The 14,826-nt window shown below is 37.6% G+C and carries 13 protein-coding genes and 3 pseudogenes; 8 read left to right on the forward strand and 8 right to left on the reverse strand.

Going from position 1 to position 14,826, the window contains the following annotated elements:
• Positions 1–17 precede the first annotated feature (17 nt).
• Positions 18–622: pseudogene (locus tag P4S65_RS09115) on the forward strand (MlaA family lipoprotein).
• A 46-nt stretch (positions 623–668) separates the two neighbouring features.
• On the opposite strand, the gene P4S65_RS09120 reads toward P4S65_RS09115, so the two are convergent.
• Positions 669–1,892: an EAL and HDOD domain-containing protein gene (locus P4S65_RS09120; protein ID WP_337120000.1), complete on the reverse strand. Its 1,224-nt coding sequence runs from the start codon at positions 1,890–1,892 to the stop codon at positions 669–671.
• Positions 1,893–2,235: 343 nt separating this feature from the next.
• Between P4S65_RS09120 and putP the strand changes: the two are divergent.
• A pseudogene (gene putP, locus P4S65_RS09125) lies at positions 2,236–3,701 on the forward strand (sodium/proline symporter PutP).
• A 111-nt stretch (positions 3,702–3,812) separates the two neighbouring features.
• Here the strand turns inward: putP and P4S65_RS09130 are convergent.
• On the reverse strand, positions 3,813–4,130 hold the full coding sequence (locus P4S65_RS09130) for a YebG family protein (RefSeq protein ID WP_337120001.1): 318 nt from the start codon (positions 4,128–4,130) through the stop codon (positions 3,813–3,815).
• A 302-nt stretch (positions 4,131–4,432) separates the two neighbouring features.
• On the opposite strand from P4S65_RS09130, the gene P4S65_RS09135 reads away from it, so the two are divergent.
• Entirely contained in the window at positions 4,433–4,729 is a 297-nt protein-coding gene (locus tag P4S65_RS09135) for a ComEA family DNA-binding protein (RefSeq protein WP_007378631.1), read from the forward strand.
• Positions 4,730–4,745: 16 nt separating this feature from the next.
• Here P4S65_RS09135 and P4S65_RS09140 read toward each other — a convergent pair.
• The 3 genes and pseudogenes from P4S65_RS09140 to nhaB all read right to left on the reverse strand — a co-directional run bounded on the left by P4S65_RS09140 (position 4,746) and on the right by nhaB (position 7,252).
• Positions 4,746–5,023: pseudogene (locus P4S65_RS09140) on the reverse strand (DUF6170 family protein).
• Between the two features lie 27 nt (positions 5,024–5,050).
• Positions 5,051–5,569 carry a disulfide bond formation protein DsbB gene (dsbB, locus tag P4S65_RS09145; RefSeq protein ID WP_033031451.1) on the reverse strand — a complete coding sequence of 173 codons (519 nt, stop codon included), beginning with the start codon at positions 5,567–5,569 and terminating at the stop codon, positions 5,051–5,053.
• Between the two features lie 102 nt (positions 5,570–5,671).
• The gene (gene nhaB / locus P4S65_RS09150) at positions 5,672–7,252 is read right to left on the reverse strand and encodes a sodium/proton antiporter NhaB (RefSeq protein ID WP_007378634.1); all 1,581 of its coding nucleotides are present in this window, start codon (positions 7,250–7,252) and stop codon (positions 5,672–5,674) included.
• Positions 7,253–7,555: 303 nt separating this feature from the next.
• Between nhaB and fadR the strand changes: the two genes are divergently transcribed.
• Positions 7,556–8,269 (forward strand): fatty acid metabolism transcriptional regulator FadR, encoded by a 714-nt coding sequence (gene fadR, locus P4S65_RS09155; protein WP_007378635.1) that lies wholly within the window; start codon positions 7,556–7,558, stop codon positions 8,267–8,269.
• A gap of 362 nt (positions 8,270–8,631) precedes the next feature.
• The gene (locus tag P4S65_RS09160; RefSeq protein ID WP_007378637.1) at positions 8,632–9,237 is read left to right on the forward strand and encodes a peroxiredoxin; all 606 of its coding nucleotides are present in this window, start codon (positions 8,632–8,634) and stop codon (positions 9,235–9,237) included.
• A gap of 57 nt (positions 9,238–9,294) precedes the next feature.
• On the opposite strand, the gene P4S65_RS09165 is transcribed toward P4S65_RS09160, so the two are convergent.
• Positions 9,295–11,886 carry a TonB-dependent receptor gene (locus tag P4S65_RS09165; RefSeq protein WP_337120003.1) on the reverse strand — a complete coding sequence of 864 codons (2,592 nt, stop codon included), beginning with the start codon at positions 11,884–11,886 and terminating at the stop codon, positions 9,295–9,297.
• A gap of 640 nt (positions 11,887–12,526) precedes the next feature.
• A complete protein-coding gene (gene smpB / locus P4S65_RS09170; RefSeq protein WP_004335699.1) occupies positions 12,527–13,006 on the reverse strand; it encodes an SsrA-binding protein SmpB in 480 nt (159 codons plus the stop codon).
• A 146-nt stretch (positions 13,007–13,152) separates the two neighbouring features.
• Between smpB and P4S65_RS09175 the strand changes: the two genes are divergently transcribed.
• Together P4S65_RS09175 and P4S65_RS09180 are read left to right on the forward strand one after the other, a co-directional pair.
• Positions 13,153–13,593, forward strand: a complete 441-nt coding sequence (locus P4S65_RS09175) for a type II toxin-antitoxin system RatA family toxin (protein WP_007378640.1) — start codon at positions 13,153–13,155, stop codon at positions 13,591–13,593.
• Positions 13,590–13,913, forward strand: coding sequence for an RnfH family protein (locus tag P4S65_RS09180; protein ID WP_337120004.1), 324 nt, complete (start codon positions 13,590–13,592; stop codon positions 13,911–13,913). The genes P4S65_RS09175 and P4S65_RS09180 overlap by 4 nt, the downstream gene beginning before the upstream one ends.
• A 59-nt stretch (positions 13,914–13,972) precedes the next feature.
• Here the strand turns inward: P4S65_RS09180 and P4S65_RS09185 are convergent, their stop codons facing one another.
• Positions 13,973–14,332, reverse strand: a complete 360-nt coding sequence (locus P4S65_RS09185) for an outer membrane protein assembly factor BamE (RefSeq protein ID WP_008135869.1) — start codon at positions 14,330–14,332, stop codon at positions 13,973–13,975.
• A 106-nt stretch (positions 14,333–14,438) separates the two neighbouring features.
• Here P4S65_RS09185 and P4S65_RS09190 point away from each other — a divergent pair, with 106 nt between their 5' ends.
• Positions 14,439–14,777, forward strand: coding sequence for a GIY-YIG nuclease family protein (locus P4S65_RS09190; RefSeq protein WP_193371851.1), 339 nt, complete (start codon positions 14,439–14,441; stop codon positions 14,775–14,777).
• Positions 14,778–14,826 lie beyond the last annotated feature (49 nt).

Here is a 14,826-nt window from a genome sequence, read left to right on the forward strand (position 1 = left end):
CATTATATGACTTTAATATGGATGTACTCGATGCATACTTGTTGCGCCCCGCAGCAGTTGGTTACATGACAGTTACACCTGTACCTGTACGCCAGAGCGTTGTCCATTTTACCGACAATATAACGGCTCCTGTAGATATGATAAATGCCGGCCTGCAAGGTAAGCCGGGTAATGCAAGTGTTAGCCTTGCGCGTTTTTTAGTTAATTCTACTGTTGGCATATTTGGTTTGTTTGATGTTGCCAGCTCATTAGGCCTTGAAGTTGTAGATGAAGACTTTGGACAGACCTTGGGTGTGTGGGGGTGGGCGATGGCGCTTATTTAATGCTGCCTGCTATGGGGCCAAAAACAGTGCGTAACTTAACGGGTGATGTCGTCGATAACTTTGTACTACCTGAGGTAGCATTAACGACTCCACAAACTATTCTAGTGTTTGTTTTAAAGGCAGTGGAAGCGCGCGCCTCATTAATCCCTCAAGAGGGGCTATTAAATGATTCACTTGATCCATACTTGTTTGTGAAAGATATTTATTTCCAGCGTCAAATTTATGAACTATACGATGGTAACCCGCCAATCAAAGAAGAGCCCGCTGATTTTGATGAAGACTTTTTAGAAAGCTTATAACCCAACACCAGCAAACAAAAACGCCAGCTAAATGCTGGCGTTGTTATTATTCGTGAATTATTAAATGCATTTGCTCATCGACCCAAGCTAGCGCTTCATGGTAGGCATCAGGTACTTTTTCACCAAGGTTTAGTTCTGTAGTTATGTCGTTGGCAGCTGACCAGTTTGCTTGCTCATAATACTTAACTAGGTTTAGGTATTGTGCCAATAAACCTTCGTTATCGAGTAATGCTGCTTTTATTTCGTTAGATAAAGGTAATTTCTGCATTACGCTTTCCATACTCTCATCTAAAATAGCATCCATTAGAGACATCATACCGGTTAAAAAAGCCATGCCAGTATCTTTAAATTGGCCATGAGAAATAGCGAGTAATTCACCAAAACGTGCTCGGGTTAAGGATAATTTGATTAATTCAACGGGCTTATCTGCAGATACTTGCGCAGCAAAAAGTAATGATAAGAGCTTTTTAATTTCGCTAGCGCCAAGCACAATAAGTGCCTGCTTAATTGTACTGATTTCAGCACGCCTTGCAAAGGCAGCAGAGTTTGAATACCTAAGAAGCTTATAAGATAGATTTACATCACGCTCAAATACATTAGTGATTTTTTTAAGATCTATTTCAATACTTGAGGTTTCATACAGTAATTCAGCTAATGCCATCTCTGATGGTGGCAATGCTTTACTTTGCACCATCTCGGGTTTTGAAAAGAAGAATCCCTGAAAATAATCAAAACCGAGTTCTAATGCCAAGCTATACATTTCATACGTTTCAACTTTTTCAGCAAGTAATTTAATATGAGAATGTTGTTTTATATCGTCAATAACGTTTTTTATTGTACTTGTATCACATGTTAAGAAATCAATTTTAATGATGTCTATAAATGGATAAAAGTGACGCCACACAGGCTGATGAATGTAATCGTCAAGTGCAATAGTATACCCTTTATCTTTTAGGTCTTTAACAATTGCTAATAAGCGCTTCCCGGGTTGAACTGTTTCGAGTATTTCAACCACAATTGTATCTTTACCCAGTAGTGTTGGATAACCTTTTGATAACGTATCCAACGTAAAGTTTATATAAGCGGGCTTATTATCAGTTAAATCTTCTAAACCAAAGTTGAATTGACTGCCTTCTATTAAACGTGTTGTCGCTTCGTCACCATCTATATCGGGAAACACATTATCGACGCCATCGCGAAATAAAAGCTCATAACCAATGAGTTCTTTTTCACGATTTAAAATCGGTTGGCGTGCGGCATAAAAGTACATAAACAATTCCGTATGAGTAAAGTCAGCAGGTATTGTAATAATATATTGGAAAACATTCAAAATAGCATTACGTATATTTGCATGATTAATAAATTATCATTAAAAATAAGAGGGTTTATCTGTTTTATTTTGTGAGTTTACATAGTGTTGTTCTAAAAGTGTGCAGCATGAATATTTTTAAACTAGGAAAAGGTAACAAGTTGGAGATTTCCATATTAGGCATGATATAGTCGGCTGGAATGCTTTTACCTCAATGCTGTCTTTATTATAAAATTTTAAGAGTCAATATTCGGATTAAAAGCTTGGTATTATTAAATGTGCGGAGGCTAATTTGGAAACAGGAATGATTATTTCACTGGCGTTATATTTTGTTGTAATGCTAGGTATCGGACTATATGCATATAAACAATCTACAAGCGATGTCTCTGGTTACATGTTAGGTGGGCGAAACCTTTCCCCAGTGTCGCTGCATTATCTGCTGGCGCATCTGACATGAGTGGTTGGATTTTAATGGGCTTGCCCGGTGCAATGTTTGTAAGTGGATTTAGCAGTACATGGATAGCGATTGGTTTGATCGCAGGTGCTTGGTTAAACTATTTTTTAGTAGCTCCAAGACTCAGAGTTTATACAGAAAAAGCAAATGACTCGATTACTATTCCAGATTATTTTTCAAATCGTTTTAACGACAAATCTAACTTACTACGCGTTGTATCTGCAGTAGTTATTATTGTTTTCTTTACGCTTTATACCTCTTCTGGTGTTGTTGCCGGCGGTAAATTATTTGAAAGCTCATTTGGGCTAAGTTATGAGATGGGTTTGTATATCACTACAGGTGTTGTTGTTTTATATACTTTGTTTGGTGGTTTTTTAGCCGTCAGCTTAACTGACTTTGTTCAAGGTTGTATTATGTTCATCGCACTAATTTTAGTGCCTTGTGTAACCTACTCACTTTTAGAACAGCCTTTAGAGTCCACTTTACATAGTGTAAACCCCGAAATGCTTAATTGGATAGGTGCAGGGTCTACTTTAGGGATTATTTCAGCAATGGCTTGGGGGTTGGGATACTTTGGACAGCCTCATATTATTGTGCGCTTTATGTCTGTTCGTAGTGTGAAGGAGATGCCCACAGCGCGTCGTATAGGTATGACTTGGATGATTGTTGCTGCTGTTGGTGCAGTTGCTACTGGTATTTTTGGCGCCGCTTACACATACGAAAATAATATTACGGTCAAAGACCCAGAAACTATTTTCTTAGTTCTTTCAGAGCTTTTATTTCATCCACTAATAGCAGGCTTTTTACTTGCCGCTATATTAGCTGCAATTATGAGCACAATCTCATCTCAGTTATTAGTGAGTTCAAGTTCACTAACAGAAGATTTTTACAAAACATTTTTGCGTAAAGAGGCGAGTGATAAAGAGCTAGTGGCTGTTGGCCGTATCAGTGTTGCTATAGTTGCTATGTTTGCCATTTACTTAGCTTACGACAGAGATAGCTCTATTTTAGATTTAGTAAGTAATGCTTGGGCAGGCTTTGGCGCCGCGTTTGGACCATTGGTTTTATTTAGCCTTTATTGGAAACGCATGAACTTTGCCGGTGCATTATCGGGTATGTTAGTGGGTGCATTTACTGTGCTAATTTGGATTTATGGCCCATTCACTATTAATGGCGAAAGCTTAAGTAGCTTTATGTACGAAATTGTACCTGGCTTTATTTTATCTTGTATCGCAATTGTTGTTATCAGCTTAGTAACAAAAGAGCCAGAGCAAAACATCACTGCTTTATTTGATGAAGTAGAGAAAGAGCTTTAAATAGCAATTACCACCTATTTTAAAATAAGTGGTAAGCAATAAAAAAGGGAGCAACTTAGTTGCTCCCTTTTTTATTTAGCTTAACTCATCCAATAGGGAGCAAACGGCTAGTTAACTTGCTTTTTTATCGTTGTTGTCTTCAGTTGATACAACGTTATCTGACTTTTTAGTTTTTGTTGGGGCTTTGGTGACAACTGGGTCTTTGCCACCTTTTAATATAGTCATAAAGTCTTCTTTACTCTTTGCTATTTCTAAAGCAAGTGACTCTATTTGTTGCTCGCTTAATGGCACATCTACCTTTTCTAACATTAGCTCAAGCGACTCAGCAATATCGAGCATTTTGTCATAAGCATCAGCTTCTTTTTTAGTAGTAAACGTCATGCGCTCGACTCCGTTTCGTTCTACAACATATTTAACAACAACAGCCATGATTTCTCCTGCAAGCTTGCGTGGCAATGTGGTTTATGAAAACCATTAGATTACTGTTTTTATGTACAGTAATGGTTTGTGGTGTAATTTGCAAGTATCTGATATTAATTTTTAGTTTATTTAAGATTTGACAAAAAACTGTAACTTTACTTTATTTAATAAATCACTTGTTGTACCAGCTGCATTTTAGGATTTCGGATAATAGTGATCATGTGTTTAGGTGATTTTATATAATGAGCTATTTTTATTTTACTATTTCCTGAGCAAAATTTAATAATTCGAAAGTACAATAAGGAAAATAAATGCGTCTTTTACAAAAACTCTTATTCATAAGTATATTATGTTTGCTCCCGACTACTGCAGCGTTTTCACAGGTAGTTGATGTGGTCAAAGAAATGCCTAAATATGATGTTGTAAGTATTAATGATGCTGATGCGAGTATGCTCGCTAAGCTACCAGGAATAGGGAAGAAAAAAGCACAAGCAATAGTTGATTATAGGGAAGCAAATGGAGAGTTTACTGAAGTAAACGATTTAGCGAAAGTGAAAGGTGTAGGAAAAAAGTTAATAACTAAGCTAAAAGATAAAATAACATTATAAGTGGGTTAGGGCGCTTCTAAGCGCCCTGATCATATTCTTTTAATGCTTTACTAAGATTTTTTTGGCAAAATTAATTTCGATAGGCGTAGTTAATAATGGATAACAAAGTACACCAAGCATTAAAAATGGAATAACTACCCAGCCTTCAAATAGGGTAAATATTAAAAACAGTGGGCTTAATAATATAAGCTTTATTATACGTAATAACACGCGTTCAGTAGGTGAAATCAGACCTAGCGACAGGGCTATAACGGCTTGCCTTTCGCGTACTTTTAAATGTTTTAATTCTATAATTTGACTCGAAAAAAGTAAACATACTAATTAAACCGATCTTTTAAAAAGTAAACGACTACTAATCACTATAAAAAATACACTAGCAAATAGTCCAAATATGATTTCCATCCAAGCGGGCATACTCAAACCCAAAAATTGCCAGTCTATATTTCCACAATCACCAGTTGCCTGAAAAAAGCTAGGGATCCACTCATGCAATGGTAAAAATGATGGGAAATTAGGTTCAAATTCACAGCTAAAAGCAAAAGGGTCTGTGGTGGTTTGCATATCTATATGTTCTTGAGCAATCAGGTATCCCCAAACACTTGATACGCCCCAAGTTAAGTAAGCCGCTATTCTGACTACTTTGTTTTGCGGTTTAATTGAGCCAATAATACCAGCGCTAAGTAACCCTAGTACTGCGGTACGTTGATAAATACACATTATGCAAGGTGCTAACCCCATTTTGTATTGAAAGAAAAGGGCGGTTACTTCAAGTAAAAAAACAATAACGGTGAATAAAATCCACGGGGTACGTTGAGTCGGTAATTGTGCAAGCCAGTTCATAAAAATTCCACGCTTAAATAAGACGATATATTATGGCGTAGGATAAAGTACGCAGCAACAAAAAGGAAAAAAGCTATCGAAGTAGCTTTTTTTAAGATGAGATTAGTGACTACTTGATGCAGCCCCTATGGTCGCTACATGATGATCTATCCAGCCCCATTGATACATTAGTTCGGTCATATCGCTTAAACCTATGTAAGTAAAGGTAAGCCCTATAGTAGTTAACACGATTGTATATGGTAATGCCATGTAAACCATTCTCCCATAGGACAAACGCAGTACTGGGGCAAGTGTTGATGTAAGCAAAAATAAAAATGCAGCTTGACCGTTTGGAGTCGCAACACTTGGTAAATTGGTACCTGTATTAATAGCAACAGCTAAAAGGTCGAATTGATCACGGGTAATTTCCCCAGCTTTCAGTGCCGCTGCAACTTCGTTTATATACACAGTACCAACAAATACATTATCGCTTACCATGGAGAGTAACCCATTGGCGATAAAGAACATGACTAATTGTAATTGCCCTTCAAATGTAAGTACCCAAGCAATAACAGGTGTGAATAGGTGTTGGTCTATAATAACGGCAACAACGGCAAAAAACACACATAAAAGCGCTGTAAATGGCAGAGCTTCCTCAAATGCTTTTCCTAGTTGATGTTCTTCAATAATACCGGCAGAGGCAGTTGCCAATATAATCACTGATAAACCTATTAACCCAACAGCGGCTAAATGCATTGCTAAACCGACAATAAGCCATACCGCAATGAACGCTTGGATAGTTAAGTTAACTTTATCGCGTTTAGTTCGTTTACTATCAAGCCCTTCAGCGTGATTTTTTAAGATAGTGTGAATTTTTTTAGGTAATTTAGCGCCATACCCAAAGGCTTTTGTTTTTTCCAGAACAAAAGTAGTTAATAAACCAGCAAAAAATACAGGCAAGGTGATAGGCAGCATTCTTAAGAAAAACTCACCAAACTGCCAACTCGCTCGCTCAGCAATAATTAAATTTTGAGGCTCACCAACCATAGTACAAACACCACCGAGTGCAGTGCCAATAGATGCATGCATTAATAGGTTACGTAAAAAAGCACGAAACTCTTCGAGTTCTTGGCGATTAACTTCTTTTACTTGATTATCATCATTTATATCATGTTCGCTGTTGGAGTCTTTTCCTGACGCGACTTTGTGATAAATACTGTAAAATCCCATTGCAACGGCAATGACTACTGCCATAACTGTTAATGCATCTAAAAATGCAGATAAAAAAGCAGCTGCAAGAGTAAACGCTAAAGATAAAATAGATTTACTTCTGACTGACACGACTAGTTTCGTAAAAATGTAGAGTAATAAATCTTTCATGAAGTAAATGCCGGCGACCATAAAAATCAACAGCAAAATTACATCTAAGTTTTGTGCTATTTCATGTTCAACTTGTCCTGCAGTCGTCATTCCTATAAATAAGGCTTCAATGACAAGTAAGCCACCAGGCTGCAGTGGATAGCATTTAAGTGCCATTGCCAAGGTGAATATAAATTCTAATACTAACGCCCAGCCTGCCACGTATTGATTTAGTTGAAAAAGGATAGGGTTAATAATTAGAAACGTAATGATCGTATATTTATACCATTGTGGCGCATTACCTAAAAAATTCTTAAATGTTGCAGTTAAAACACTCTGCTGCATAGGTGTTCCTTTTATTGTACTTATATGTATAGCTAGTGCCCGTTAAGTTAATTCAGCTAAAGCTTTGTGTAAACAAAAATATGCAAGTGATAACAATGTACCTAATGTGAATGTGGCCTATATTTATATACACTGTAGCTAAAATAGAAAAATCAAAATTTAATTATTTATAAATATTAAATTTCTACTCATTTGGTTGAACTAATATGCCTTACTTTACTTGTTAGTTGTGCTTCCTCTGGTACAATCAGTCAGTTATTCGTGTAAGACGATAAGTTGTAGATTACTTCGAGTGGGAATTGAATGAGAATTTTTAAAGCGAAAAGCCCAGCAGGATTTGCTGAAGAATATATAGTTGAGTCTATTTGGAATGGCGATTTCCCTCCAGGTTCAATTCTACCTGCCGAGCGAGAGCTCTCAGAGTTAATTGGTGTCACAAGAACAACTTTACGAGAAGTACTACAGCGTTTAGCTCGCGATGGTTGGTTGACTATCCAGCACGGTAAACCGACACGAGTTAATAATTTTTGGGAAACGTCTGGTTTAAATATTCTTGAAACGTTAGCACGCCTTGATGAAGATAAAATGCCTGAGCTGACAGATCAGCTTTTATCGGCAAGAACGAATATTAGTGCTATTTATACGCGTGCCGCTATTAAGTTGAATCCAGAGCGCGTTATTGAAATTTTATCACAAAGCCATGAATTAGAAGATACTGCACAGGCATTTGCTGATTACGATTATAAAGTTCATCACGAATTAGCAGTTGCTGGTAATAACCGTATTTATGTATTAATTCTTAACGGTTTTAGAGGGTTTTATTCAAAGATTGGTTGTCATTACTTTTCAGATGCAGGAACACGAGAGCTTGCCCGTCAGTTTTATAAAGATTTAACTATACTGGCTGAAAATAAAGAGCATGATGGCGCTATTTCTATGATGCGTAAGTATGGTCATCAAACGGGTGAAATTTGGCAGAATATTCGAGGTGATATGCCTTCGGATATAATGGATTAAATCTAAACGAAAAACCTGCATTTGCAGGTTTTTTTATCTGTAAAAATTCATACCACATTATATGTTTTTTTAAACAATTTAATGTATTAACCCTTCTTCAGTAACGCTAAAAATACTATCTAATTACAACGCAATTTACACCTCAAAATAGATCTATTATTCAAGCAGATTAGTGCAAGTTGTAAGTGTTCGTTATTTTCGATTGCTCACATCGCTAAATACGATTGTTCTTTTTAAACTAAAAAATTTAGAATGCCAATTAATTATATGTATGCGCTATTGGTTTTTAATTTTTAGCGCCCATATAAGTACCAGCATTGCGAAAGCAATTGAAAACAAACTCAAAATATTTGGAGAATAAAATGGGTGTATTAGTAGGCCGCCAGGCACCAGACTTTACCGCTGCAGCTGTTCTTGGTAACGGTGAAATTGTAGATAGCTATAACCTTCATGAAACAATCAAAGGTAAAAAAGCAGTTATCTTCTTTTACCCACTAGATTTCACGTTTGTGTGTCCTTCAGAACTTATTGCATTTGATAAGCGTTTTGAAGAGTTCCAAAAGCGTGGCGTAGAAGTTATTGGTGTTTCTATCGATTCACAATTCTCACATAACGCATGGCGTAACACTGCTGTAGCAGATGGCGGTATTGGTAAAGTTCAATACGCACTAGTTGCAGATGTTAAACACGAAATTTGTAAAGCATATGACGTTGAGCATCCTGAAGCGGGTGTTGCGTTTCGTGGGTCATTCTTAATCGACGAAGAAGGCAATGTACGTCACCAAGTAGTGAACGATTTACCACTAGGTCGTAACATCGATGAAATGCTTCGTATGGTTGACGCACTAGCGTTCCATACTGAACACGGTGAAGTATGTCCTGCTGGTTGGACTGAAGGTAAAAAAGGTATGGACGCAAGCCCTGAAGGCGTTGCAAAGTTCTTATCTGAAAATGAAGGCGAGCTATAATTTAGCCCTTAGTTTTAAATAAAAAACCGCCAATTGGCGGTTTTTTTGTGTCTTTACTTAGAAGGAGAAGCTTACTTTAGTATACAGGTAACGGCCACGAGGGTTGTGCACACCTGACGCATAACCATATAAATCGCCATCGCCATCACCAATAGCAAATGGTGGCTCTTCATCAAATAAGTTATTAACACCTAAAGATATTTTAGCTGATTCAGTAATACGGTACGATGTTTGTAAATCCACAAGCGTTTGTGAATCTATCATACGCGATGTATTACTATCAAAATCTAAATTACCATCAAAGTCGATATCAGGTGTATCTTCAAATTCACCCACATAACTGATATTTACGTTAGTGTTAAAGTCGCCAATTTCCCAGTTAGTTGAGAAAATAAAGCGGTGCTCTGGGTAACCATATTCACCCGTGTAATCACGGCCATCTTTTTCAAATTTATCTTGATATGCCCACTCTAGATTAAATTTAAGTAAACCTAAGTCATCAAGAGAGTGATTATAGTTTGCTGAAACATCAACACCAGACACTTCCTGCGATGATAAGTTTTTGAAGGTGCTGTGTATTTTTTGTATTGTGCCCAAGCTTGCACCACCCGTTGGGGCCAAACGAACACACACGGTACTACTTTGACTGCCACATTCTGCAGCGTAAATAGGGCCAAACTCTTCTTCATCTATTTTGTTATCTTGGGTAATACTCCATACATCAACACTTAAGCCAAACTCGGCTGTTGGTGCCCATATAACGCCCACGTTCCATGATTCTGACTCTTCTGCTTGTAAATCAGGGTTACCAGAGAACTCAATATTGTAATCCAGCGCTTGGCAATCTAACCCAGTTTGTTCACAGCGCTGCGTATCAACAAAAAATTGACTCTTTTGTGACGGACCTAAGCCTATTTGCGCTAATGAAGGCGCTCTAAAGCCTTGCGCCCATGAACCTCGAACGGTTACTTCATCAGTCGGTGCCCAGCGCAGAGCTACTTTTGGATTCGTTGTAGTACCAAAGTCGCTGTAATCATCGTAACGACCAGCTAATTGCAATTCAAGGTTTTCAGCAAGCGGGATTGAGAATTCAACGTATGCAGCGTATTGATCACGATCTGCTGAAGCGGATACTGATTCAGTACCAAATATCAAACCGCGTTGAAATTGATCATCAGGAATATCATTTACATCTTCTTCACGGTATTCAATACCCGCGGCCATCATTACTGCTTCGCCACCAAAACTAAATGCTTCACCAGTTATATTGGCATCAAAAGACGTCATATGAGATTCACCGCGACGTACTAAGCTGGTTGTTATTCTGTCAACTACCGCAGGATCGTTATATGTGCCACCAAATGGATTATAGTTACCGGCATCAATTTCTTGCTGTAAAAAATCGGTGCGTACCCAGCCTTGTGTGCGATCGCCAGTTTGCAGTGATTTACTGCGACCTTTTTGTACTGCTGTTTCCCAGCTCCAATCGTTTATTTCGCCTTTTAACCCAGCAACAAAGCGTAAGGTATCTGACTCAATATCCCATTGGCGAGCACCCGCATCAACTGTACGGTAACGACCAATTTGAATGTCTTCACCAAATGGATTGTTAGGGTGACTAGCAGGCACTGTCAGGCCAGCATCTTCATCAAGTGGTGTTGGTGCTCCTGCAGCGACAGAACTATTATGCTGAACAGCCATTTCTAAAAAGCCTGTAATACCGTTATCAAAGCGGTATTCAAATTGTGAAATAGCGCCTATACGTTCAGAGGCTGGGGAAATATAGCCATATGGGCCGTAATCAAATAAACAGCTACCACTTGAAGTTGCATTTTCAGCAGGACAATCAGGATCGATAGTTTTAACACCATCTACATAAAAGTAGCCAGGAAAACCACGAGATGAACGGAAATCCTCACCACCATAAGGCGATTGGTTTGCAGTGCCTAGGCGGCCCATTTCATCAGAAGAAAGGGATGTATTTTTAAAGTAATCGATAATAACGGATGCACTACTTTTTTCGCTCGTAGTACCCCAAACAAGGCTGGCTGTTGTCTCTTCATAATTTGGACCATCTGTACCGCCATAGCCTAAATTAATCTCAACGCCGTCAATATCTTTCTTTAAAATAACGTTAACTACACCGGCTACTGCATCTGAGCCATAAATAGCTGAAGCGCCATCTTTTAGTATATCGATGCGCTCAATAGCAGAAACGGGAATACTGTTAATATCTACAAATGAGTTGGTGATACCTTCCGCAAAAGCACTAATTGATACACGACGACCATTGATTAGTACCAGTGTTGCATCAGCACCTAAGCCTCGTAAGCTTACTGCAGCTGAGCCGTTAGCGGTTGAATCTTGATTATTTCCACGGGTTGAAAAAGTACCGCTACCTGCCACAGGCATTCTTTCTAGAAGCTGTTGTAAGTTATCGTAACCCATGTTTTCGATTTCAGCTCTACCGATTGATTGCACCGGAGAAGGCCCTTCAATATCAGTTCGCTTAATACGAGAACCAGTAACTTGAATTCGCTCTACTTTTTTAGCTTCTTCTGCTGCGTAAGTTGTTGTTGTAAAACCTGCCGATAATGCGAGTGTTGCACTCACAATAATGCTAGGTGTAAATACTGTTGATTGTTTCATCCTTAAACCCTTGTTTATTTATTGTAAAATTATTTGCTTAACAAGCGAATTAATTAATAACATGTAAATTAAAGGTTATCAATCGTGTTTTTTAGGGTTTGATTATGAATTTTAAAGAGTTTTTATATATTAATTTTTATATATTTTTGCTTGAGGCCAAACTGGGCGTGAATAGGAGCTGTATTTGATATTTCTTGTCTTGTTAAATTAGGCTGAAAAAGTAAGTAATGAAGATAAAACTAATTTGTAATAATTTATTTCTTGGGAAATTAGGGCTGCTTATCTTTTTAGGTTGAATTTTCACCAAACGTTTGGTTTTTAGCTAAGGTAGAGCTTATGTTGCTCGATTTTTTGAGTCTACGAGGTTATAAACTTTGCGCCGTGACAATACTAACCGGCATAAATATTTGAACAATTTAACGAATTAAATAACTCTATGACGTTGTTAAAATTCTTTATTTAGAACAACTAAATATAAAAATTTTTGCCTAGATTTATCAAAGCGAATTTACGTGACGCTCGCAACTTTATTGCTATTAAGCTCAACAGAGTTAACATTTTAAATAGCTGCTTGAGATCTGTTTACTACGGGGAGGTTATCCATATCAAATAAAATGCCTAACAAGGTTAGGCATTTTTATTATACTTTGTGCTTCATTAAGCGTTCTTTTTCGCGAGACCAATCTTTGTTTTTCCCGTCGTCTCGTTTGTCATGTAGCTTTTTACCTTTTGCTAGATGAAATTCAAGTTTTACCCAACATTTCTTCCAGTACATAGCAGTAGCAATTAATGAATAACCATCTCTCTCTGTTGCTCCGAGTAGACGGTCAAGTTCGCGTCTGCTTAATAGTAATTTACGATAACGTAACGGATCGCAAATTACGTGGGTTGATGCACTATTAAGTGGCTGGATTTGCGCGCCAAGTAAAAATGCTTCGCCATTTTTAAGGTGAATATAAGTTTCGGTGATGTTTACTTTTCCAGCTCGGATACTTTTAACTTCCCAGCCTTGGAGTTCGACACCCGCTTCAAACTTATCGTGTAAAAAATACTCATGTCGCGCTTTTTTGTTTAGCGCGATGGTATTACTTGTCGATTTTGATGAATTTTTCTTAGCCATAGTGCCCTATAATATACGTAATGTGAGATGTTTTACATCGATTTTTTAATAATGCTTTTAAAAATTAAGCTTTTATTTAAGCTGTATGAAAATTTGGGGAAACGCACAAAGCTTGCTAAAATTCGCCCACACAGTTGGGAGTGAGTATGCCACAAATAGAAAAAAGTGCGCTTGTTATGTACAGCACTAAAGAGATGTTTGATCTAGTTAATGATGTAGAAGCTTATTCACAGTTTTTACCAAATTGCTCAGACTCAAAAATTGTTTCACAGCATGATAATAACATGACCGCGAGTTTAGAAATATCTAAGGCGGGTATAAAAAAGTGGTTTACCACCGAAAACACCTTTGTTGATGAACAAACCGTGTTACTGCGCCTAGTGGATGGGCCATTTAAAATGCTGCAGGGTCGTTGGCACTTTCAAGCACTTGATGCTAAAGCATGTAAAGTTTATTTAGAGCTAGAGTTTGAGTTTTCAAGCAAATTAATCGAACTTGCTTTTGGTAAAATATTTAACGATGTTGCCAAAAACATGGTGAGTGCATTTACTCAACGTGCCAAGCAGGTTTATGGAGCGCGAGTATGATTAATGTTGAGGTGGTATTTGCATTACCAACCATAGCGACGTGTTTATCACTTGAAGTACCAGAGGGGACGACAGCAGAGCAAGCTGTTATCCAATCTGGCATTATAGAAAAATGTCCAGAAATAGAGGCTACTTCATTAACTCTAGGCGTTTGGAATCGAACGGTAAAATTAAATCAAGAACTTAAAAATGGTGATAGAGTTGAAATTTATCGCCCATTAATTGCAGATCCTAAAGATGCCCGTAGAAAACGCGCTGAAAAAGCAAAGGAAGAAGGGCGAGCAAACAAAGTAACGGGTGGGCGTCCATTAGAACGTTAACGTAGAAATAAAAAAGGTGAGCACGGGTCACCTTTTTTATTAACGCACAACTCGCTTTTTTATTGCTCTAGCGGTGTGTTGAAATTTTCTGGCTGATCATAATCGCCCGAAATAGAGACTAGTTTTTCGTTTTCAAATTTAATAACTAAAGATTTGTGTTGCTCGTTTTTACGGCCTTTATTGAAGCTATAAACGTAACGCCATGTATTGTTATCAAAAGCATCCTCGGCAATTGGACGGCCTAAAACGTAAATAACTTGCTCTCGAGTCATACTAACACGAAGCTTTTCAACATCAGATTGCTCTAAAAAATTACCTTGAGGGATGTTGATTCTGTATACCCAGCTAGAACAACCCGCTGTTGTACTGAGTGTTAGTGCAACGATAAGCCAAAGGGAAAAAGTTTTTAACGACTGCATTGTTAGTTGTGATCCTTATTTTTTATAATCTGCATGATACCGATTAGTCACTGAAGGTAAAACCCTTTTAGCAATTGTTTTTTGTTAAGGGCGTTAAGGTAATATTTTGACCATTAATAATGAAAAAAGTTTACATCATATTGAATCTTGTAATGTAAAAAGGGATTCTATTTGGTATTTGTACATCGTGCAGACTCGCTTTGGGCATTGGTACACGGGTATTACAACAAATGTAGAAAAACGCTTTGCTACACATCAAGTGGGTAAAGGGGCCAAAAACCTCAGAGGGAAAGGCCCTTTACTGCTTATCCACCAACAAAAAGTGGGCAGTAAAAGTGATGCGAGTAAGTTGGAGCATCAGATTAAAAAACTGACAAAAGTTAGAAAAGAGGCATATGTTCTCAATTTTAAAAAAGTGGATATTAACAAGACTAAATCGCTGTAAATATAAACTTTAATTAATTTTATTCATCGTAATTAAAACTTCACCTCTA

The sequence above is a fragment of the Pseudoalteromonas sp. B131b genome, from assembly GCF_037162545.1.
Classification (GTDB): domain Bacteria; phylum Pseudomonadota; class Gammaproteobacteria; order Enterobacterales; family Alteromonadaceae; genus Pseudoalteromonas; species Pseudoalteromonas fuliginea.

Excerpts from the sequence above, each read along its gene's own strand:
- nhaB (WP_007378634.1), bottom strand. The coding sequence starts at position 7,252 with ATGCAGCAGAGTGTTTTAACTGCAACATTTAAGAATTTTTTAGGTAAT.
- dsbB (WP_033031451.1), bottom strand. The coding sequence starts at position 5,569 with ATGAACTGGCTTGCACAATTACCGACTCAACGTACCCCGTGGATTTTA.
- P4S65_RS09175 (WP_007378640.1), top strand. The coding sequence starts at position 13,153 with ATGCCACAAATAGAAAAAAGTGCGCTTGTTATGTACAGCACTAAAGAG.
- P4S65_RS09135 (WP_007378631.1), top strand. The coding sequence starts at position 4,433 with ATGCGTCTTTTACAAAAACTCTTATTCATAAGTATATTATGTTTGCTC.
- P4S65_RS09160 (WP_007378637.1), top strand. The coding sequence starts at position 8,632 with ATGGGTGTATTAGTAGGCCGCCAGGCACCAGACTTTACCGCTGCAGCT.
- P4S65_RS09130 (WP_337120001.1), bottom strand. The coding sequence starts at position 4,130 with ATGGCTGTTGTTGTTAAATATGTTGTAGAACGAAACGGAGTCGAGCGC.
- P4S65_RS09120 (WP_337120000.1), bottom strand. The coding sequence starts at position 1,892 with ATGTACTTTTATGCCGCACGCCAACCGATTTTAAATCGTGAAAAAGAA.
- P4S65_RS09165 (WP_337120003.1), bottom strand. The coding sequence starts at position 11,886 with ATGAAACAATCAACAGTATTTACACCTAGCATTATTGTGAGTGCAACA.
- P4S65_RS09185 (WP_008135869.1), bottom strand. The coding sequence starts at position 14,332 with ATGCAGTCGTTAAAAACTTTTTCCCTTTGGCTTATCGTTGCACTAACA.
- P4S65_RS09180 (WP_337120004.1), top strand. The coding sequence starts at position 13,590 with ATGATTAATGTTGAGGTGGTATTTGCATTACCAACCATAGCGACGTGT.
- smpB (WP_004335699.1), bottom strand. The coding sequence starts at position 13,006 with ATGGCTAAGAAAAATTCATCAAAATCGACAAGTAATACCATCGCGCTA.
- fadR (WP_007378635.1), top strand. The coding sequence starts at position 7,556 with ATGAGAATTTTTAAAGCGAAAAGCCCAGCAGGATTTGCTGAAGAATAT.